General features: G+C 36.3%; 25 protein-coding genes. 10 read left to right on the top strand and 15 right to left on the bottom strand.

What is annotated here, in order from left to right; all coding sequences use genetic code 11:
* Window positions 1–63: 63 nt before the first annotated feature.
* The 5 genes from HBN50_RS01045 to HBN50_RS01025 all read right to left on the bottom strand — a co-directional run bounded on the left by HBN50_RS01045 (window position 64) and on the right by HBN50_RS01025 (window position 5,030).
* The gene (locus tag HBN50_RS01045; protein WP_273867203.1) at window positions 64–558 is read right to left on the bottom strand and encodes a hypothetical protein; all 495 of its coding nucleotides are present in this window, start codon (window positions 556–558) and stop codon (window positions 64–66) included.
* Window positions 559–661: 103 nt separating this feature from the next.
* Window positions 662–1,975 (bottom strand): M23 family metallopeptidase, encoded by a 1,314-nt coding sequence (locus tag HBN50_RS01040; RefSeq protein WP_273867201.1) that lies wholly within the window; start codon window positions 1,973–1,975, stop codon window positions 662–664.
* 75 nt (window positions 1,976–2,050) lie between these two features.
* Window positions 2,051–2,569, bottom strand: coding sequence for an NUDIX hydrolase (locus HBN50_RS01035; protein WP_273867199.1), 519 nt, complete (start codon window positions 2,567–2,569; stop codon window positions 2,051–2,053).
* 10 nt (window positions 2,570–2,579) lie between these two features.
* On the bottom strand, window positions 2,580–3,137 hold the full coding sequence (locus HBN50_RS01030; protein ID WP_273867198.1) for a pentapeptide repeat-containing protein: 558 nt from the start codon (window positions 3,135–3,137) through the stop codon (window positions 2,580–2,582).
* 15 nt (window positions 3,138–3,152) lie between these two features.
* Window positions 3,153–5,030, bottom strand: a complete 1,878-nt coding sequence (locus tag HBN50_RS01025; protein ID WP_273867197.1) for a Kelch repeat-containing protein — start codon at window positions 5,028–5,030, stop codon at window positions 3,153–3,155.
* Window positions 5,031–5,147: 117 nt separating this feature from the next.
* Between HBN50_RS01025 and HBN50_RS01020 the strand changes: the two genes are divergently transcribed.
* Window positions 5,148–5,639, top strand: a complete 492-nt coding sequence (locus HBN50_RS01020) for a DUF5522 domain-containing protein (protein WP_273867195.1) — start codon at window positions 5,148–5,150, stop codon at window positions 5,637–5,639.
* A gap of 3 nt (window positions 5,640–5,642) precedes the next feature.
* Here HBN50_RS01020 and HBN50_RS01015 read toward each other — a convergent pair whose 3' ends face one another.
* On the bottom strand, window positions 5,643–6,122 hold the full coding sequence (locus HBN50_RS01015) for a hypothetical protein (protein WP_273867192.1): 480 nt from the start codon (window positions 6,120–6,122) through the stop codon (window positions 5,643–5,645).
* A gap of 103 nt (window positions 6,123–6,225) precedes the next feature.
* Window positions 6,226–6,510: an RNA recognition motif domain-containing protein gene (locus HBN50_RS01010; protein ID WP_273867189.1), complete on the bottom strand. Its 285-nt coding sequence runs from the start codon at window positions 6,508–6,510 to the stop codon at window positions 6,226–6,228.
* 325 nt (window positions 6,511–6,835) lie between these two features.
* Between HBN50_RS01010 and HBN50_RS01005 the strand changes: the two genes are divergently transcribed.
* Window positions 6,836–7,543: a rhomboid family intramembrane serine protease gene (locus HBN50_RS01005; protein ID WP_273867187.1), complete on the top strand. Its 708-nt coding sequence runs from the start codon at window positions 6,836–6,838 to the stop codon at window positions 7,541–7,543.
* Here the strand turns inward: HBN50_RS01005 and yghU are convergent.
* On the bottom strand, window positions 7,536–8,393 hold the full coding sequence (yghU, locus tag HBN50_RS01000; protein ID WP_273867186.1) for a glutathione-dependent disulfide-bond oxidoreductase: 858 nt from the start codon (window positions 8,391–8,393) through the stop codon (window positions 7,536–7,538). The two genes, HBN50_RS01005 and yghU, sit on opposite strands and share 8 nt — an antisense overlap.
* Before the next feature lie 261 nt (window positions 8,394–8,654).
* Between yghU and HBN50_RS00995 the strand changes: the two genes are divergently transcribed.
* The 4 genes from HBN50_RS00995 to HBN50_RS00980 all read left to right on the top strand — a co-directional run bounded on the left by HBN50_RS00995 (window position 8,655) and on the right by HBN50_RS00980 (window position 11,153).
* On the top strand, window positions 8,655–8,987 hold the full coding sequence (locus tag HBN50_RS00995) for a hypothetical protein (RefSeq protein WP_273867185.1): 333 nt from the start codon (window positions 8,655–8,657) through the stop codon (window positions 8,985–8,987).
* A gap of 67 nt (window positions 8,988–9,054) precedes the next feature.
* A complete protein-coding gene (locus HBN50_RS00990; protein WP_273867184.1) occupies window positions 9,055–9,537 on the top strand; it encodes a hypothetical protein in 483 nt (160 codons plus the stop codon).
* A gap of 3 nt (window positions 9,538–9,540) precedes the next feature.
* Window positions 9,541–10,329 carry a DUF4423 domain-containing protein gene (locus tag HBN50_RS00985; protein WP_273867181.1) on the top strand — a complete coding sequence of 263 codons (789 nt, stop codon included), beginning with the start codon at window positions 9,541–9,543 and terminating at the stop codon, window positions 10,327–10,329.
* Window positions 10,326–11,153: a putative metallopeptidase gene (locus tag HBN50_RS00980; protein ID WP_273867180.1), complete on the top strand. Its 828-nt coding sequence runs from the start codon at window positions 10,326–10,328 to the stop codon at window positions 11,151–11,153. The genes HBN50_RS00985 and HBN50_RS00980 overlap by 4 nt, the downstream gene beginning before the upstream one ends.
* On the opposite strand, the gene arsH is transcribed toward HBN50_RS00980, so the two are convergent.
* The 3 genes from arsH to HBN50_RS00965 all read right to left on the bottom strand — a co-directional run bounded on the left by arsH (window position 11,146) and on the right by HBN50_RS00965 (window position 13,404).
* On the bottom strand, window positions 11,146–11,808 hold the full coding sequence (gene arsH / locus HBN50_RS00975) for an arsenical resistance protein ArsH (RefSeq protein WP_273867179.1): 663 nt from the start codon (window positions 11,806–11,808) through the stop codon (window positions 11,146–11,148). The genes HBN50_RS00980 and arsH overlap by 8 nt on opposite strands.
* Before the next feature lie 76 nt (window positions 11,809–11,884).
* Window positions 11,885–13,030: an NnrS family protein gene (locus tag HBN50_RS00970; RefSeq protein WP_273867178.1), complete on the bottom strand. Its 1,146-nt coding sequence runs from the start codon at window positions 13,028–13,030 to the stop codon at window positions 11,885–11,887.
* A gap of 8 nt (window positions 13,031–13,038) precedes the next feature.
* Window positions 13,039–13,404 carry a group I truncated hemoglobin gene (locus HBN50_RS00965; RefSeq protein WP_273867175.1) on the bottom strand — a complete coding sequence of 122 codons (366 nt, stop codon included), beginning with the start codon at window positions 13,402–13,404 and terminating at the stop codon, window positions 13,039–13,041.
* An 87-nt stretch (window positions 13,405–13,491) separates the two neighbouring features.
* On the opposite strand from HBN50_RS00965, the gene HBN50_RS00960 reads away from it, so the two are divergent.
* Window positions 13,492–13,923 carry an RrF2 family transcriptional regulator gene (locus tag HBN50_RS00960; protein WP_273867174.1) on the top strand — a complete coding sequence of 144 codons (432 nt, stop codon included), beginning with the start codon at window positions 13,492–13,494 and terminating at the stop codon, window positions 13,921–13,923.
* On the opposite strand, the gene HBN50_RS00955 is transcribed toward HBN50_RS00960, so the two are convergent.
* Window positions 13,920–14,699, bottom strand: coding sequence for an MBL fold metallo-hydrolase (locus HBN50_RS00955; protein WP_273867172.1), 780 nt, complete (start codon window positions 14,697–14,699; stop codon window positions 13,920–13,922). The two genes, HBN50_RS00960 and HBN50_RS00955, sit on opposite strands and share 4 nt — an antisense overlap.
* A 61-nt stretch (window positions 14,700–14,760) precedes the next feature.
* Here HBN50_RS00955 and HBN50_RS00950 point away from each other — a divergent pair, with 61 nt between their 5' ends.
* Entirely contained in the window at window positions 14,761–15,102 is a 342-nt protein-coding gene (locus HBN50_RS00950; protein WP_273867171.1) for a MerR family transcriptional regulator, read from the top strand.
* Between the two features lie 139 nt (window positions 15,103–15,241).
* On the opposite strand, the gene HBN50_RS00945 is transcribed toward HBN50_RS00950, so the two are convergent.
* Window positions 15,242–15,634 carry a hypothetical protein gene (locus tag HBN50_RS00945; RefSeq protein WP_273867170.1) on the bottom strand — a complete coding sequence of 131 codons (393 nt, stop codon included), beginning with the start codon at window positions 15,632–15,634 and terminating at the stop codon, window positions 15,242–15,244.
* A gap of 252 nt (window positions 15,635–15,886) precedes the next feature.
* On the opposite strand from HBN50_RS00945, the gene HBN50_RS00940 reads away from it, so the two are divergent.
* Both HBN50_RS00940 and HBN50_RS00935 read left to right on the top strand, forming a co-directional pair.
* Complete coding sequence (locus HBN50_RS00940) at window positions 15,887–17,053, top strand: hypothetical protein (RefSeq protein WP_273867169.1); 1,167 nt, start codon at window positions 15,887–15,889, stop codon at window positions 17,051–17,053.
* Window positions 17,054–17,068: 15 nt separating this feature from the next.
* Window positions 17,069–17,623, top strand: coding sequence for a hypothetical protein (locus tag HBN50_RS00935; RefSeq protein ID WP_273867168.1), 555 nt, complete (start codon window positions 17,069–17,071; stop codon window positions 17,621–17,623).
* A gap of 35 nt (window positions 17,624–17,658) precedes the next feature.
* Here the strand turns inward: HBN50_RS00935 and HBN50_RS00930 are convergent, their stop codons facing one another.
* A complete protein-coding gene (locus HBN50_RS00930; protein ID WP_273867167.1) occupies window positions 17,659–18,555 on the bottom strand; it encodes a M14 family metallopeptidase in 897 nt (298 codons plus the stop codon).
* 142 nt (window positions 18,556–18,697) lie between these two features.
* The gene (locus HBN50_RS00925) at window positions 18,698–19,177 is read right to left on the bottom strand and encodes a hypothetical protein (protein WP_273867166.1); all 480 of its coding nucleotides are present in this window, start codon (window positions 19,175–19,177) and stop codon (window positions 18,698–18,700) included.
* Between the last annotated feature and the right edge of the window lie 59 nt (window positions 19,178–19,236).

Here is a 19,236-nt window from a genome sequence, read left to right as displayed (position 1 = left end):
AAAAAACAAAGGCCCTCGATTGAGGGCCTTTTTTTTGGGAATTCTAGAGAAAAACTCTACGTATTATTTACGTCCATAAACTTGGTAGTGTAGACCAATCTTTGATTCGTTTGCACAACCTTCAGCAGAGTTAGAAAATGGAACATAAATCGCAATACGACCGTGTAGGTACTTATACTCATTAAAATTTAAAACATTATCAATAACGGCTTTACCGTTAGCACACTCAAGTGCTGGAGTTGCTTCAGATTGAACAAGCTCAACAGTCTTAGCATCGTTATCAGCAAAAAGAATGGCAGAGTAATTACACTCAACTCCATTTTCAACAAATGTAGCTTTTGTAATTCCGTTATCTAGTGTGTAATCAGCACCAAAGTGCCCAAATTGAACATTGTACTCAGCAAGCTCTGCTGGAACAACTTGAGATTCTGTGTGTCCATCATCACATACGTATGCTGTCCACTTTGCAAGCCAGCGCTCACCATCTAATACTAATTCAGCCGAAGCCGTTCCTGTGAGTGATACTAATACCAATGTAGCTAAGATCATTTTTTTCATATGTTATCTCCTATTAGGTTTGTTGGTGGAGATAAGATATGAAACAAAGTTTGGCATGTCAAACTTTTATATCAAAAATCTAATTTTTATTAAAAAGAACCAACTACAGTTCTAAATAGTAGCTTGCGAGATCATCATACTTTGATGGCCCTTTGATTTCTCTTAGATTAGCTACAAGGTAGTTCGTTTTCTCGCTAATTTTAATATCAGCAATCGTTCCTTCAATACTTGCAACTTGATTTTGAAGTTTTACTAATCGGCTACCACTAAGTTTTGGAGTGGCAATCATTCTCTTGTTGAGAGGATTCATCCAGCGTCCACGTGTATCTTTGAAACCAAAGTGTAAGTGGGCCCCCGTAACACGACCTGTAGCACCGACTTTTCCAATCACTTGATGTGAGCGAACCCAGTCACCTACTTTTACGTGTCTTTTAGAAAGGTGATAGTAAAATGAAGTGGATTTGTCTTTATGTCTAATAGCGACTTTATTTCCAGCAAATTGATTGTAACTTGAAATAACAACTTTACCTGCGGCTACAGCGTGAACACTTGCCCCAGCTCTTCCACGTAAATCAACACCTCTGTGCATGGCCCTTTTTCCTGTAACAGGATGTCTTCTCCATCCATAGCCCGATCTAACGTGAAGTCTAGAAAGAGGATAACGTAAACCAGAGTTTATGAGGGCCTGACCGTTTGAAGTGTAATGAGCACTATAGGTAGAACTTTTTTCTTCGTCTTCGTAGTAGTAACTCTTGTGCTTTCCTGCTCTTATTCCTTCATATGAAGTGTAGAGAACTTGAGTTTGAACTGTCTTATCGTCGTGCTTTCTTTCGTTTAGTAGAACTTGATAATTATCCCCTTGGCGGGCATTCATTCTAAAGTTCACTTTGCACAAAAGAACATTCACAACTTCATTAACAACAGAGCGCTCAAGTCCCATTGCCAATAGGTCTTGTTCTAAACTAGAGCCGGCCTTGAGTGATCCTTCAATCATGCGTGGTTGCCAATAAGTTTCAAGCGTTTCAAGCGAGTAGTCCCACTTATTCGTCGACTTATTAAATGTCACAACATGAGTTTCATAAGAATTTTGAGAGAATGAAAATCGAAGAAGATCATTTCTTTGATTAAAGATGGCCTCTAACTTATCCCCAACTTTCAGTTTGGAAAACTCAACTTCATCACGAAGCTGATTAATCAGATTGAGGGCCATTTCATTTTCAATTGAAATATTTTTTAGGGCCTGATAAAGACCCTGACCACGTTGAACTTCGCCCTTTTTAATAATCTTCACATCACGAACGAGCTTCAAGGGAACATGCTTAGGTGCATGTTCAGCGCTATTGGATTGGCTACAACTATAAAGGCAACTAGATATTACTAACGGTATAAGTATTTTCAGCATATTGGAGTAAATCATAGCAACTTTATCGGATTATTGAAAGGAATCCTGAAATTGATGCGAGGTAAAGAATAGTTATTTTCTATTAAATAATTAAAGAAAAGTTGATCGAATCAGTCTTAAAAGATAGGTCTCACGCTCAATGGACATCCCTTTTTTATCACTTTCAGCAATCGTCTTTTCATTATGAGAAATCGCCTCATGAATATTAATCCAAACAGGCTTCATTCCATTAGAAACTTCATAATGCTCTAGTTTCGTAGAACCTAGTTCATCATCAACAGTACATGTGAAGCAATAAGAAAGCATATGAACAACATCAAAATCTTCTTTATACCAAGGTCTAAATTCCTCATAGAGACCAAACGCTTCCACATTAGAAATATTCTTGGCCCCTGTTTCTTCTTTAAGCTCACGAATCATTCCAGAAATTAAATCCTCTCCCTCATCGAGACCTCCACCAGGCAAACTATAATCATGGTATCGATCAGTATAAAGAAGGAGAATATTCTCTCCTTTTAAAGTGATCGCACGCGTTGCTTTTCTAGTAAATTTCGAGACAGTCTCTAGGTTTTCAATTTCAGGATGAATAGTGGATTTTAAAAGTTTCAATGAGTTCTCTTTATTCGATTATTATATCTAGATGATGAAGTAGACCTACTACTTCAGGCATGGAAAACTTAGCATTTTTTATACGGGTTTGACTTGGATCTATAGAATAATTTCTCGCCGCTCTGAAATCTGCGTTAGTTAAGTCACTTTCAATAAATTGCGCCCCTTGAAGATCACTATTAGCGAATGAAGAATTCTTTAAAACACTATTAGAAAAATCGGCATCTCTTAGAGAGCAGTCATTAAAAACAAGTTGGTGAAACTTCCCTTCAGAAAAGGAGCTATAATTAAGTTGAGACTGTTCAAAGGTTACAAAATTCAAATTTCGACATTGCTGCCAAACGAGCCCAACCATCTTGCAATTTTTAAAGAAACAATCTCTAAATGAAATCGAATAGAGAGGAAGATTCGAGAAATTACAGGTATCAAATGAACAATCATTAAAAACAACGTTCTCAAATTCTCGCTCAGAAAAATTTATATTGTGAAAGCGACAGTTTTCAAATTCACTGTCGCTTAAATTCAATGTATCACTTGTATTAAACTCTTGTTCGTTGAAATAATCCATCTCTTCTCTTAATCACTATTTACGGTAAAAAATTTCAAACGTACTCACAGGCCCATCCTTTCCAACACGATCATAAGTGTGACCACCGAGAAGTCCTGCATAGTTTTTAAATTGAACAGGTTGAATAAAACCTTTTCTCTCTTTTAGAAAGCGCCCCGTGTGAAGCCACTTGTTTTTCTTCTTATCGAGTTTATAGACATGATTAACATAACCATAACCCGTCTTTGTAAGTTTCATCCCACCGAACATATGGAGCTCTCCATCGAGGCTTAGCATCGCTGGTGCAAAGTTAGCGAATGGAAGGCTTGGAAGACGTGTCCATAAAATTTCATTTTTAGGATTGATACTCCAAACTTCATCGAGCATATCAAAGTGTCTTCCACCCTGAGTGATTCCACCACCAATAATGATATGTCCGTCTCTTGTTGCCGCAGTGAAGGCCCTTCTTGCTTTAGCAGGAACTTCAAAGAGAGCGTAACGAGCACTTTCAGTTTTCATATCATAGATAACAACCGATTGATGAAAAGTTCCATCTTTATCTCCAATGTGTTTTGGTGTGGCATCCCAACCACCGATGAGATAAACTTTAGATCCGATTGTCGCAATAGCATTACTTGATCTTGGCTCAGGCAACTCTCCAATCACTTCCCATTTATTACGTGCGATATCGTAGCGCTCAATTGTCTTTAATGACTTCCACTTTGGTTTATAATTTTCTGAATAGGCAAAGCCACCAAAGGCGTAAATGTAACCGTTGTAATAAGAAATTGTAACACCGTGAACTGGTGAAATTTTATCAGCAAGCCTTGTCCAAGAGTTACTTTTTAAGTCGTAACGATAGACTTCTTTACTGAATGATTCTGGTGGATATGTGTGCTCAAAACCTTTGTGCCCACCAACAACATAGATTGAATCACCAACAGAGACGGCACCAAAAGAAGATCGCTCCTCTCCCCCAATATTTTCAAGTTGTTTTTGCTTATAAGAAAGATCACCACTTGCTCTTGGGTCCCAGATATTACTCTCTGATTCGTGAAGGATCGTTAGATCAGCTTGATTTGGTCCCTGTGAATTCATCTCTCGAGTATAAAATTTAAATTTACCAGAGCGATTTGATGAAAAAAGTAGTCTTCCATTTGAAATATAGCGTGGAGAATAGTCCTTATACTCACCTGCTGTTAAATTTCGAAGCGTTTTATTATCAATATTAAATTCATTAACGGCCCACTTGTCATCTCCCATCGAAGTGACATAGGCAATCTTACTATCATCGAGATTAAAACAAGGCGCTTTTCCTTTAAGGGACTGTCCATTCTGATCTTTAAGTACAGTCAATTTCTTTTCTTGAAGATTGTACATCGCGATTTCTTGAATGCTCTTTCCATCAACTTTATGACTTTGATGAAAAGTAACGTTAAACCCACCAGAAGACATATACGGATAGTAAGCAGGGAGATCAGTCTTGATTACTTCAATGCTTAATTCTTTTGTTTGTAGCCATTTTTTGAAATCAAGAATATGAATTTGATTTTTTCCTTCAACTGGAGCTGTGAAGGCCATTTTATGAGTATTACCAGAGAAGCTTGGTTGAATTGTCAGTCCATTTGCAGGAATAACTTCTGTCATCTTCTTAGATTTAAGATCGTAGAGAAAGATTGCCCACTCTCTTTGATCTTTTGATCCAGAGAATGCAAGTAACTTTCCATCTGTAGAAATTGTTGGATAAATGACATTCAAATTTCCAACATCGATAAGCGTTTCTACTTTTGTTTTCGTGTTAACAACAGTTAGAGATGCGCCTTTATCTGACTCTTTTAAAAAGACAATTTTTTCATTTGAAAAAGTCTGAGAACAAATGAGTAAACCAAGTATTAATAGTGCATTACGAAACACTTCTCTCTCCTAGTAAATAGAATTTGGGAAAGCGTATCAAGGACGAGTTTGATGTGTCAAACTCCATTTCTTCTATCTATTCTTTACAAAATTGTAAATTTCAAAGACAGTGAATATATGAGTGAAAATGAAAACGAATTAACATATATCAATAGTGATGGTGATACCGTCTTTACCTCTGCATTTTTAAAAAAGAGAGGGACCTGCTGTAAAACGAATTGTCTTCACTGCCCTTTTGATTTTACTATTAAAAATTACAGTATCGAAGTTGAAGAGATGAAACTGAAACACCTTAAATTCGCAAATGAGATTATTCGCGACAATAAGCCAGTTGAGCAGTCTGATATAAGTAAGATGCTCCTTGCGAGTGCTTTTGGAAAAAAAGATAAACTTAGAACTCATCATATTACAGAAGACAATCTTTCAAACTTTGCCTTTGGAATATTTAAAGGTCATGCATGTGCTGTCATTGAATTTTCAAATAAGCTCTCAGAAAGCAATAAAGGAAAATCAAATTCCATTGTTGCAGGAAGATCAGTGAAGAACTTATTTCTTAAAAAAGAGTTTCAAAACCAAGGTCTTGGTATCGAGCACATCAACCTTTCATAAATCTTACATTTTCTTAGGCTTTTCAATTCCTAGTAACTTATATGTTTCATTTTTAGAAACTTGTAAAACAAATGATACTTCTTCAACAAAGGTTCTTAGTGAATCTTTATAAGGTTTTGAGATTTGAGCGTGTAGATTCTTTTCACGGCTAAGAAGTGATAGAGTTTCAGCGAGTTTAAAAACATCAGACTCTTTTAACAGTTCTTTTTGAGAATTGATTCTCTCTTGTGTTGATGAGTATTCAATTTCGTCGAAATCAGATTTAAAAATTTTGACGGCTTTTTCGATATCATCTTTAGTAGAAAGAACTCTATAATTGCTATCGTTAGTAATAGAAAAATAATTGATGCACTTCTCTTTTGGAAAAGTAACTTTATAAAATTCTTCACCACCATCTTGTAGAGGAGCTACATCAATAATTTTTCCAATACCAATACTTCCACAAATAATATTCTGACCAACTATTGCTTTCTTAGTACTCATACACATCCTTATAGAGACTTCAATTCAAGAAAAAAAGCTCAAAGAGGACCATCATTACAGAAATAACAGTCCTTCTTCGAATCAATTAGCTAAAGAGCTTCAATTACCAACGGTTTGAGCTGAAACCACGTTCTCTTTTTTCTTGTGGCTTAGCTTCGCTAACTCTTAGACCACGACCATCAAGATCACTACCATCTAGTGAGCTGATTGCATCTTGAGCTTCTTGAACAGAGCTCATTTCAACAAAAGCAAAACCTTTACTTCTTCCAGTGTCTCTATCCGAAATGATTTTACATGAAACAACGCTACCGTGTTGTGCGAAAGTTTCTCTTAGAGAATCTTCTTGAAGGTTAAATGATAAATTTCCTACATAAAGCTTATTACTCATACTATCTCCTTTGATATTTGTATGTAACTCGCTAGTTCATTGAATAAGAGGAACTAGCGAAAATGCCATCCAGAAAAGTTCTGTGGCACATAATTGAATTTTTGAAATAAATTTTGCGATTAGTTTGAAGACTTGACTTGAAAAAGAAAAATTTAAACGAAAAGAAAAACTTTATTCTAGAAGCACTCTACCAGTTATTCGTATTAAAAGATATCTTTATTAATAATATTATTAATATAGTTATAACTGATTGTTTTAATACAAATTCATCTTTAAAAATCACCTCAAATATTGACATATATGACATCGCTCCCATCTTATTTCAATGATTGAAGTTAAAAGAGAACTCATAAGTAATTTTCTAAGCCTTAAAAAAACAAGTCCCAATTCACTTGCATGGTCACTTGGAACACTTCTCGTTTGTTATATAATGAGTTCGCTCTATTGGGGTTCGGATTGGTCTCATCTTTTAGCTGCATCCGGTGAAAATGTTTTTCTAAAAAATGATTGGTACCGCTTATTCACTTCAACTTTTGTGCATGGAGATCTCGAGCACTTTCTCTCCAATTCATTAATGCTCGTCATAATGGGCCACTATGTTCACTATCACTTTGGCGCAAAACTCTTTCCCCTTGTTGCCTTTCTCAGTGGTGCGATCATTAACTTCATCGTCATTTTAAATCTTCCAGAGAAAACTCATCTCGTAGGCGCATCAGGAGTTGTTCACTGGCTGTGGGGATTTTGGTTCATTCTCTATTTCAAAGTTCAAAGACATATCCCTCTAACAAGAAGAATCATGAAGATTGTTATTGTAGGTCTCGTCATTCTTTTTCCTACAAAACTTAGCCCAAATGTGAGTTACCTGGCCCACTTTGTAGGACTACTTCTAGGAATGATTACTGGTCTTTTCTATTACTATTTAAACGCTAAAAACCTTCATTCATTCGAACAATGGAAAAGTGTTATCACAGTAATTGATCCCGAGTATGAGCGAGAAGCACTTGGTGCATCTGAAAATGATAACTCTATTTAAACTTCAAATTGAGATTTTCAAAATCTTGATCGCTATGTCTTTCTTTCAGTTGTTGATCCTCATCACCCCAAGAGCGGTTAACCAAGCGTCCCTTTAAAAGCGCTTTACGTGTTAAAAGTTCATCGGCCCATCTCAAAACATTCTTATATTCGTGAACGGCTAAAAATTCACCGGCATCATAAAGCTTGCCTTTTACAAGAGCACCATACCAAGGGAAGATTGCCATATCGGCGATTGAATATTGTTCACCAGCAATGTAAGTTGTCTTTTCGAGTTGTTTATCTAAGACATCTAACTGTCTTTTCGCTTCCATAGTAAATCGATTAATTGGGTATTCAAATTTCTCTGGAGCATATGAATAGAAATGGCCAAAGCCCCCACCAATGTATGGGCCACTACCGACTTGCCAAAATAACCAATTGAGGACTTCAGTTCTTTCCTTTAAATCTTTTGGTAAGAAGTGCCCAAACTTTTCTGCAAGATAGATTAGAATTGAACCGGATTCGAAAATAGAAATGGGATTACCATTATTCTTATCAACTAATGCTGGTATTTTTGAATTAGGATTAATATTTACAAAGCCACTAGAGAATTGATCACCTTCACCGATATTGATCAGAAAGGCATCGTACTCAGCTTCTTTAATTCCAAGGGCCAAAAGTTCTTCGAGCATAATAGTGACTTTTACGCCGTTAGGAGTTCCAAGGGAATATAACTGTAATGGATTCTCTCCAACAGGTAACTCTCTTTCAAAACGAGCTCCTGCTGTAGGTCTATTTATCGAGGCGAATTGACCTCCATTTTCAGAGTCATTTTTCCAAACTTTGGGTACTGTATAATTTGATTTCATCTTTAATCCTTTTTTTAATCCTTTTTTTAATCCTTTCTTTTTCTAAGCTTAGATTAGGCCAATCACCTCCATTATAAGTCATCTATAAGTGATCTTTTCGTAAAGATTTCCAAATGATAACTCCTACTTGTGTAAAAATGGCCACGGTTACAAGGCCGTTACCACTTAGTGAAATCACCCCCTAGACGAACGCGGTTACAAATTCTAAATTCGCTCCAACTTACAAAGCGTAACCAACACGCAAAACAACAGGGAGAGAAAATGAAATTAGCACTTATTACAATCATGGCACTATCATCAATCAGCTTAATCGCTAAAGCAGACACAGCTGAGTCAATGTACAAAAAGAGAGTTTACAAAGAAAACTGTAGCCTCGGTACTCCACTTAACGTTTATGAGTCTTGTCAAAGAAGTCGTTATTACAAACATGAAATTGCTCAGTGTGCACTTGAGAAGGCCTTCAACAAATGTGAGCTCGATGACAATATCGACTGTGTAAAAGTCGCTGTGGAAGTGAGCGAAAAGACAAGCTTCGAATTCCCAGGTTTCAAGTCGTGTAAGGCCGAGGCCACTGTTCACGGCTATGGATTCTAACATTTTTACATGTTCAATAACCAATATTTGAATCCATGTTACATCTATTAAGAAACAGGAGAATATTATGAAAAAACAGATACTTGCAATTTCAATTGCTCTTCTTTCACTAAGCTCAGTGGCTGGAGAGATGAAAGTTATTTATAGGGACTTTATTGAATCATCCGAAAAAAGAGACTCAAAATACGATGTAAAAAATCGCTGTACAAGTAAGCTTACTGAAATAATTAATCATGTCGAAGTAAGATTAACTCAAAGATTTGAAAAAGGTTTTGATTATGAATGCTCTAAAGTTCTCGTTTCTACAGAAACAGATCTTAAACGTACTCAATGGAGCCCATACATCTTAAGAATGTTCAAAATTCAAATCGCCGTTAGCTGTGAGCAGAGAAAGCTCTCGGAAAAGGCGATGTATTCAATGGCCAAGCGCTGTGAAGAAAACCCAACAGAAGCTTGTTTTAATGAAACTCTTCTAGAAAAACTTGATGCGATCAAGCCGACTGAGTTTGTTTATAAGCACAAGGGTAAAGACTGTAAGGTTTTAAATTAGACAATGATGAATACTGCCGAAAACTACAACATTCACGATGAGAAAGTAAAAGTTCTTAAAGATGAATATCATCTCAAGCAAAGGAGAAATGAGCTCTACTCACTTCGCTCCTTTGCAAGAGATCTTGGCGTAAGCCACACTCTTTTAAGCCTCATCTTTAAAGGAAAAAGAAGAGTTACAGATACTTTTTCTAAGAAAGTAAAAGACAACAAAGTCCTTACAAAAAAAACTAGAGAAGTCTTAGCTCTTGGTCTTGAAAGAGAGCCAACACCTGAAGAGAGTTTTCAAAAGCTTTCTTTGGAACAATCTGAAATGATGTCCGATTGGATTCACTATGCGATTCTAAGTCTTACAGAAATTCCAAACTTTCAGTGGAATGCTCAGTGGATCGCCAATCGATTAGGAACAAGTCAAAATAAAGTCAAAACGGCCATGGCGAGACTTAAAAGTCTCGATGTCATCGAGAAAAACTCTAAGGGACAATTTACTCAAAAGCCTTTGAAAATTGTCGTAGATAACGACATTGCCTTTGAAGCTGGAAAGAAATTTAATAAGACTCTTTTAAAGAAGGCCAGTAACTCAATGGAAGAATGTGATTTTGATAAGAGAAGCATCTCATCGACAACATTTACACTCAATCCTAAACACATCCCATACGCTATTTCAAAGATTAAAGAATTTAGAAGAAATTTATCTGAAGAATTGGAAAGTATGGATGAGCAAGAAGAGGTATACACACTAAGTGTTCAACTTTTTCCTTTAACACAAATTAGCCAAGAGAAATTACAATGAAAAATTTATTATTCATTCTCGTATTCCTATCGCTACAATTGTCATTTGCTAAAGAAGAGCAAAAAACCAATTCAAATGAAATACCAGACTGGCTCACTGCTTATACAGAAGCCAAGTTGAATAAAAAAGACAAAGAAACAAAGCTTGAGAGCTTCACTGATTTTCTAAAAGAACATCGAGGATTCAACCCCGAAGCAAGTCTTGGTAACGATGGGCCAAACGGTGGTGATTCCTATGGAAGTGAATTCGCTTCAATTGGTTTTGAATTGGCAAAATCACTTACTAAATTAGAAAATAATATCATTGATGCCAATGCCTTTTTAAAGGCAACTGAAGAAGTGGTCGTCTACTCTGATGAAGGGAAATATGTTAAAGTGAATGGTCAGCTCGTCGATGCCCTTAACTTTCCAAAAGATAAGAAAATTCTTATTAGCAGAAAACGTTGGAGAGAGATGACAATCTCTCAGAAAATTCGCCTCGTTTTCCATGAGTATCTTGGAATTATTGATAATGAAAGAAATGTCTACAAGACTTCGATCAAATTTAATAAATTCTTTGACGAACAAGTATCGATCTTAAAAGAGAAAAATATCCAACCCTACTACGGAAGCTGTCAGGCAAAACACGCACTTGCCTACTATGGACCAGCTTGCTCTAATAATACCCAAGAAGTAAAGCAGGCCATTCTCTGTGCGAAACAAGAGGCTCTACAAAAATGTAGTCTCGATAGCTATAAAGAATGTACGGGCCAAGTCGTTTTAAAAGAAGGTCACGTTTCTGCTATCGGGTTTAGTTCTTGTATGGTTACTTCGATTGTTAAGTAGAAGCTTTTTCTTTTCTCTCACTATAGCGATCCACCAAAAATTCGGAATGAGATCGAGTGAGATAAGTAAAGCGCATAAGTTCTTCCATTACATCAACCACACGGTCTCGAAAAGAAGACTCTTTCATTGAACCATCTTCTTCAAATTCTTGATAGGCCTTCGCCACTGATGACTGATTTGGAATCGTAATCATACGCATCCATCTTCCAAGAACACGCATATTATTGACGGCATTGAAACTTTGAGAACCTCCACTAACTTGCATGACGGCCAAAGTCTTTCCTTGAGTAGGTCGAACGGCACCAAGGGTAAGTGGAATCCAGTCAATTTGTGTTTTCATCAGGCCAGACATATTTCCATGAAGCTCAGGAGATGACCAAACTTGCCCTTCCGACCAAAGTGAAAGCTCTCGAAGCTCTTGTACTTTAGGATGCTCTAGTGAACGATCATAATCATAGGTAGGAAGTCCATCAGGATTAAAATACTTAACTTCAGCTCCCATATACTCTAGAATTTTTCCTGCCTCTTCGGCCAGGAGCCTAGAATAAGATCGTTCTCGTAGAGAACCATAGAGAATTAGAATTCGAGGTTTATGATCAAGAGTGTTTGAATTATCTGCAATGAGGTTGAATGTTTCCGATTCTAAGTATTTCATGATGGCTCCTTTCCTAGATGATACAGGACGTACCATGGTACAGAGTCAAGATAATATAAAAATCACTTTATTAATACTATCTTCCATCAGGTCTTTTACAAACCAAAATCAAAAAATAGCGAATTAAAAAGATCAAAAAACCAAGCGTCCAAAAACCACTCGCAAAATGAAGGCTTCGCTCAAAATAATCGGAATAGAAAATGGGGACAATGACACGAATGAGGCTCCCTATTAAAATGAAAGCATAGGATAGTCTCGTCCATAAATCAGCGCGTATCACTCTCCCTGTGTGGCCAAGAGATACCCGACTCATGATTCCCACACCAATGACTCCAAGTCCTCCGGACATCAAAAGATGGAGACTTGCTTGAGTGAAATGAACTTGCTCGTTAAAAAAAGAAATAACCTCTAGGAGGAGTTCAATATTAATGAGAAAAATCCCAATATGTAGAATAAAAAGAATTGGAAAGCGCCAAGTTAAATGGGGTTTCCAATAGAGCTGCCTTGTCATATTGGACAAGAAAGCAATCAAGTATAGTGTAATCTCAATCCCTTTTGAAAAAGGAAGAACTAGAGTAACTAAACTTGCAAGAGAAATGGCATTAATCCACTTAGGAACCTGAATCTTTATTTCATCAATTTTTTTAGAGCTAAAAAAGGGAAGAATTCTTCCTGCAATTAACAAGACTATCAAGCGAATGAGAGCGATCGCCATCTCGCGTCCCATGATTTCAACTTCTCCCTTTGCATAGAAATAACCGTAGCTATGAAGAGTTTTTGAAATGGTTAGCCCGAAAAGAATTGTGACAAAGACATTTCTTTGTTTTTTAAAATTCCAAAGCTTAACTAATAGCATGATCATGAGTAATGGAAAGAAGATATTTCCAAAAACAAATTGAAGATGAGTACTAGAAATTAAAAAGTAACTCCCCCTCTCAATTAGCCAAAATAGAATCAGAATAAGTAATGGCCAGCCTTGATAGGGTTTCGAATTTGTCCAATTTGCACTGGCCGTTAAAATAAAACCAGCGATGAGTGCTCCAGTAAAACCAAAGAGCATTTCGTGAGCATGCCAAAAAAGTGGATCGACTAAGCTTAGAGGAAGATTCAATCGACCAAGGTAGCTAACGACCCACAAATTCGGATTGATAAAAGCAATCAATGCTGCCAATAAGAAAAACGGTCTAAAACTAATTGATAGAAGCGCGCGATCTTTTAGCATACTCGCTCTTACTTCCCTAGAACATCCGCTCTAGTTGACTCGGCAATGGCCGCGGCCTCACCAATAAGCTCGTCAGAAACACCTAACTCTTTTAGAGTTGCTCCTAAGTTTTCCAGTACGGCATCAAAGTGAGATTCATTGAGTCCCTGCTCTACAAGTTTCGCGTGGGCCTCTCTCATATTGTCGCCGTCATAATTATTTGGTCCACCAAAGGCGTACGTTAAAAATAAGATCTGTTTTCTTCTTTGAGAGGCCATATCGACTCCTTCAAAGAATTTATTGATTCTCTCATCAGCTAAGACCTTGTTATAAAAAACATCTACTGCTGCATTAACGGCTTCCCTACCACCAATTTTTTCAAATAAATTCGTCATTTTCACTCTCCTTTTTCATAATATGCATATAATATACATATTATAATTCCTAATGCAAGATGGTATTTTAGTTATCAGGAATGTTTTATGAGATTAGCAAGTTTTACAGACTATAGTTTAAGAGTACTCATCTACCTTGCCATTAAAGGGCAAGAGCGCTCAACTGTGTCTGAGATTGCTGATAAATATAAGATTTCAAGGAACCACCTCGTTAAAGTCGTTCACAATCTTTCGAATATGGGTGTCATTACCTCTTTCAAAGGAAAAGGTGGAGGAATTGTTCTTTCAAAAGAGCCCGTTAGTTTGAAGATAGGAAAATTAATTAAGGAACTTGAGAGTGATTCTAACTTAGTTGAATGCTTTGGCAATTCATCCAATTGTGCCATCAATCCAAGCTGTAAGCTGAAGGCCGCGCTAAAAGTTGCTGAAAACAAGTTTTACGAGGCCCTCGATGGCTATACTTTAGAAGATATTCTCGTTAATAAAGACAAGCTCTCTTCTTCGTTAGGCATTTTCTAGAAAAAAACAAATGTACCATCTACCGGAGATTTCACCCTCTCTTCTTTGCCTCTTTCTTTTAAAAATGACTCTAAACTTGATCGTGTTGTGAGACAATGATTAACGGCTTCGTGATGGGTTGTTATAATTTGAGCTTCCTTTGAATAATCAAGAACACGCTCAACATCTTTTTCATCCATAATAATAGGAGGTAAATCACCTACAACTGCTCCTCCTGCATTTAGAATGATAACATCTGGCCCATAGCTATTAATATTATTTTTAACATCCTCATTCCAAACGGTATCACCTGCAAGGTAGATTGTTTTTTCATCTTTATTTTTAAAAACAAAACCACAGACATCATCTAGTAGATCAACAGCTTCAACCACCTCAGGCGTACCGTGGAGCCCAGGAGTTTTAATCACTTCAATCCCCTCCCAGTAAACTCTATCTTCAACGACGGTTACGTTAGTAAAACCTGCACTTTCTAAAAAGGCCTTTTCTTTCTCATTCTGGCTGAAAATCAATTTATTTTTTGCAATGTTCTTCGTGGCCTCATCATCCCAATGATCAGGATGCACATGCGTAAGAATCACCGCATCGACATCAACGATTTCTTTGATTGAAATGGGTAGCTCAACGAGTGGGTTTCTAAGATGCGAGTTAACAGTTCCCTCAAAGCCAGGAAAAGCTCCCTTTGGAGCAAGCATAGGATCGACTAGGATCTTTTTACCTGCATAATGAATGATAACTGTTGCATTTCTAATTTGTTGGATTCCCGATTTATTCTTCATAGTTTTCTCCTTATTTAAAACTATGGTAATCTATGGAGTAACTCCACAGTCAAGGACTCTTATGAAGATAAAAGAACTCGAACAAAAATCAGGACTTACACGCGATACAATTCGATATTATGAGAAAATCAACCTCTTAGAACCTCCTTTGAGAACATCTAATGGATATCGTGACTATAACAATCAACACCTGAAAGACATAAAGTTTATAATAACGAGTAAGAAGATAGGATTAACCTTAGAAGAAATTAAACTGGCCCTTGATAATATGAAAAGACTAGGCCGGCTTTGTGAAGGTGTTAAAGAAGATTTAAAAAATAAAAAAATGAAATTGAAAGATGAAATAAAAGAGAGAGAGTTTGCTCTCAAAGAAATAGATAAACTACTTAAAGAGATGAAATAGAAGCTGCCCTTGATTGTGTAGAAAATTGTAGAGTAAGAACATTAAAAATTGATCTTGTTTTCAACAATCGTCACAGTGCTGGGCCAGCAACACTATTTCTGGCCCAACAAATTTTTGACTCTCAAAAGTGAGAACGAAACTAATTCTTAATACAAAGAGCTTCGATATCATCGTTGTAAATTAATCCAATATATTTCGATCCCGCCTCAGCGTAGGCATAAGCAATTCGAGAGTTCTGATTAGGAGCCCCAAGACTTAGAACTAGTGGATTCAGTCCACCATCTCTTTTATTTCTAATAGAGAGCGACCATGGCATTGTCTCAGGACGAGTGTCACCATCAAATTGAGGCTCTTCTTCTCTACCAAAGAGAACACTTCTATTGGCATCCACTGTAACTTGAATGTCCTTAGCATCAACTTTGGCCACTTCACCATCCATACTTTCAAAAGAGCCATAAACATAGCAAGTATATGTATCTGCAAATGATGAGATTGAAACAAGTAATCCTAGTGCTAAAAGTGCCTTTTTCATTGAAGTTTCCTTAGTTTAAATATTAAAGGGAAATCACTAGCACGTATTGCATTTTGAATTGTGTGGATGAGTAATTTTTACAAATAGGCCAAAGTTAGTCTCAAAGACCTAAGCAAAACTATATCAACATTAAACACTTAGAGAAAAAACTACAATTTAGGGCATCAAAGCTCCAATAACTGCTAGACTCAAGAGAATATCTTTAATTGAAATTGATTTTTAGTAAATAAACCTATTTCCCTAGGGCTTCATATGAATAGAAATGCTTATTTAAAGTTACTACTTTTAACAATTACATTTTCACTTGCAACAAATATTAAGGCGTCTTTTGTTTTTGATGAGTATAGGGCTTTAACCTACTCCAAAGAAATTGATATCAATCTGACTCAAGAATGTCCCAAACTATCACCTTTTTATGCCGTAACATCTTCCTATCGCGCAGGAAATAATTCATACCTCCAATCAGGAAAACGCTCATCCGCAAGTTCACCGGTATTTGGATTTAAACATGGGCAAGTCGTTGTTTGTGAAAATACTCAAGGAAAGAAACAACTTATAATTGTTAGTAAAAAGAATAAAATCGTCTACCGAAGGGTTTTTGAAAAACATGAAGGAGTAGATGACAGAATGGAGGATGGCTCTATTCAAATTAATAAACTCCTAAAAAAGACATCTGCAAAAACATATATTCGCTTCCAAGATAACAAACTTCTTATTTTGGACTTTGCTACACTCGTAAAGGCTAGTAGCGGAGAAAATATTAAAAGAACAAAAGAGAGAGTGCAAATTGAGCAAATCACTTTTGATAATGGAATCCTAAGAAAAAGAAAGGCGCCTACTTTTTTTATAGATCTTGAAAGAGCTCATTTTAAAAGTGATGAGAAGAACTCAATTACAATTGGTGGTGATTTAATAACTTGGAACACTAAGTATAAGTTATACATTCATAACTTTCTTACGAATCAAACAAAAGAGATGAGCATATCAGATGATATCAAAGACTATATCCTTGGGGATAATCTCTCAGTGAATTTCATCAAAAGAGTTGGAGATACAACGATTCTTAGTGGTTATAACCAACAAAAGTCTATCTATATTAGAAATGGAAACACTCATACAGTTGATGGCATTTTATCAATTGACTCTTACGAAACACTATTTACCTTTAATCGAGAAACAGAAGAATGTGTAATTATCAACTTCGACGATTCGAAAGCACCTTGCAGTGTAGAGGGTGAGCTATTGCATCAACTAGGTGTCTTTGAAAAAGAAGAATACGACTATAAAAATGAGAGATCAGAAACCTACTATTACGATGTTTATGGAAACCTTATTCGCAAATACAACGGAGCAGCAAAAATGTTTCGTTCATACGCTTTTAGCAATATTATTCAAGTCCACGTTCAGGCCAAAAATTAAAAGACAGGAGAGAGTATGTTTAAATCCCTATTTTTCATTTTAACACTATTAAGTGTACAAACTATTGCGAGTCCAAGTGCTAGAGAAACTCAGGATTGGATAAACAGTAAATTATTAAAGTACTCCGACGACACGAGTATCTATGCTGACTCAGGAGCAGACTATACTTGGTTTCAGGGAGATGGACCAGTTATTAGTTTTTCTGAGTGTCATATGACTACTCAAGTCGAATTAAGAAAAAGAAGTAATGGAAAAAGTTCATATTCATACGAAAGACATGAGAGTTTTCCATTAAAAGAAATAAAACGCATTTTTTACATAAGAAAAGATAGAGAGACCTACACGGGATACCCTCGACTAGTAGTAGAACATAATTACAATGCAGGAACAAGAGTTAATACACACACGCGAAGAGGAAAAACATACAGAAGTGCAACATCTGAAATGGATATTCATTTTAACTATAACAATCAAGAGAGTAATTTAGTTAATCGTTTAGAGAATGCTTTTCTCCACCTTGCAAAAATTGCAAGAGAAAATCCTAGATGTAATGAAAGTGAACCTTTCTAATTCTCAAAATCAATAACAATAGTGACTCTCTTCTTTTATGAAGAGAGTTTACTTAATATATAACCTAACCCACCATCAACAGCTGCAACTTGAGCGCGATTGCACTCATCATCATCAACTTTCGGACTATCTGGATAAACCTCAGTCGTTGTCACATATTTGGCATTAGTAAGGCCTGCACACAGGTTTAGCTTTTTAACATCGTAATTAATGATACCAGGCGCCTTAGTTGGCTCGCCAATAATCATTCCTTGCTCATCACTAGGAGCGATATGAGTTACTTTAGAAACACTCTCTATGATGGCCTTTTGAAATTCAATTTCATCTCTGCTCGAATCCCCTACAGTATAAAATCCATCTGGAATCTCCCACAAGTCTTGTGGAATACCATCGCGCTTTTCAAGATCAGGTCTAAAAACGGTATTATCTGTATCTGTTGTTTCGTGGAGATCAAAGTGGGCGTGAAAATCTAGTCCAAGCTCTTTTAAAGATTCATAAACAGCAGCGCATTCTTTGGAATCACTATTTTCTATAAAACTTCTATTAGGGTCGATTGCATCTGGGTTCCAACGATTGATTGTTTCATAGCCCCACGGACTGATACAAGGAAAGACCACAAGGTTAAAGTTCTTTTGCCACTCTTTTGCCTTTTCGGCCAAGAACATCAAGGCCCCTTGAACGCCGCTTGTTTCATATCCATGAACTCCCCCTGTGATTAAGACATTCTTCTTTGACGAGTCATAGTTCTTAGTCATAATTCTATAGAGTGGATAATTTTTATCTCCGTAATGCAACTCTCCGTAGCAATCAACATCAAAGTCTTCTTTGAGTTTTTCAATCTTACTTACGACTTCTTCTTGATATGATCTTAGAATTTTATGTCTTGATTTCCATGCTTGAAAATCTTCATTAGTCCATTGAAACTTCTTCATTTCGTTCTCCGATAAATGTAGTGATAAACTATATTTTGAATTAACTAAATGGCGATGTCTAATAAGAATTTATCAATATATTTATTTCTTAATGTGCTGCTGATTATGAGAATAGATGAGAAGTTTTTTTCAGTTTTCTCGATTACGACACATACCTCATATGGTCTCCAACAATTCCCTTAGCATTATCAATAGAAGTGCCATAGACATGAGAGACTTCAAGAACGAGACTACTGATACACCTTGAAAGCATTAGCCTACTTTCGTCACTAAAAGAATTTTGATTACTTAATGATGCAATGACATTAACTATAAATAAGACATCTAATTTAGAATGTAATAAGCGATAAAAATTGAGCTCAAACTTAAAATCTTTTCGGTTAAGTTTCTGACCTAAATCGATTAGAGCTTTAGATAGCACACTCTGATTAGAGCTAATCCTAATCTTGTCATTTGATCGTACAGGGAAATATTTTTTTACATCACTATTAAAGAAATGAACTTCAAAATAGTCATCTATACCGTCATATAGCTGAAGAACACCAGTAATCTCACCAGCTCCATCTTCTATTGAATAGACCTTTGTTTTCTTTTTTATATGTTTTTGTAAATCTATAATCATCACATTCTCCTTACTTGATTGTAGAGGCGCCATTTTATGACGCCTATTTAAAAGAAAGG

It is taken from the genome of Halobacteriovorax sp. GB3, assembly GCF_028649655.1.
Lineage (GTDB): Bacteria > Bdellovibrionota > Bacteriovoracia > Bacteriovoracales > Bacteriovoracaceae > BSW11-IV.
The sequence above is the reverse complement of the archived record's forward strand: the minus strand, read 5'-3'. Positions and strand labels throughout refer to the sequence as shown.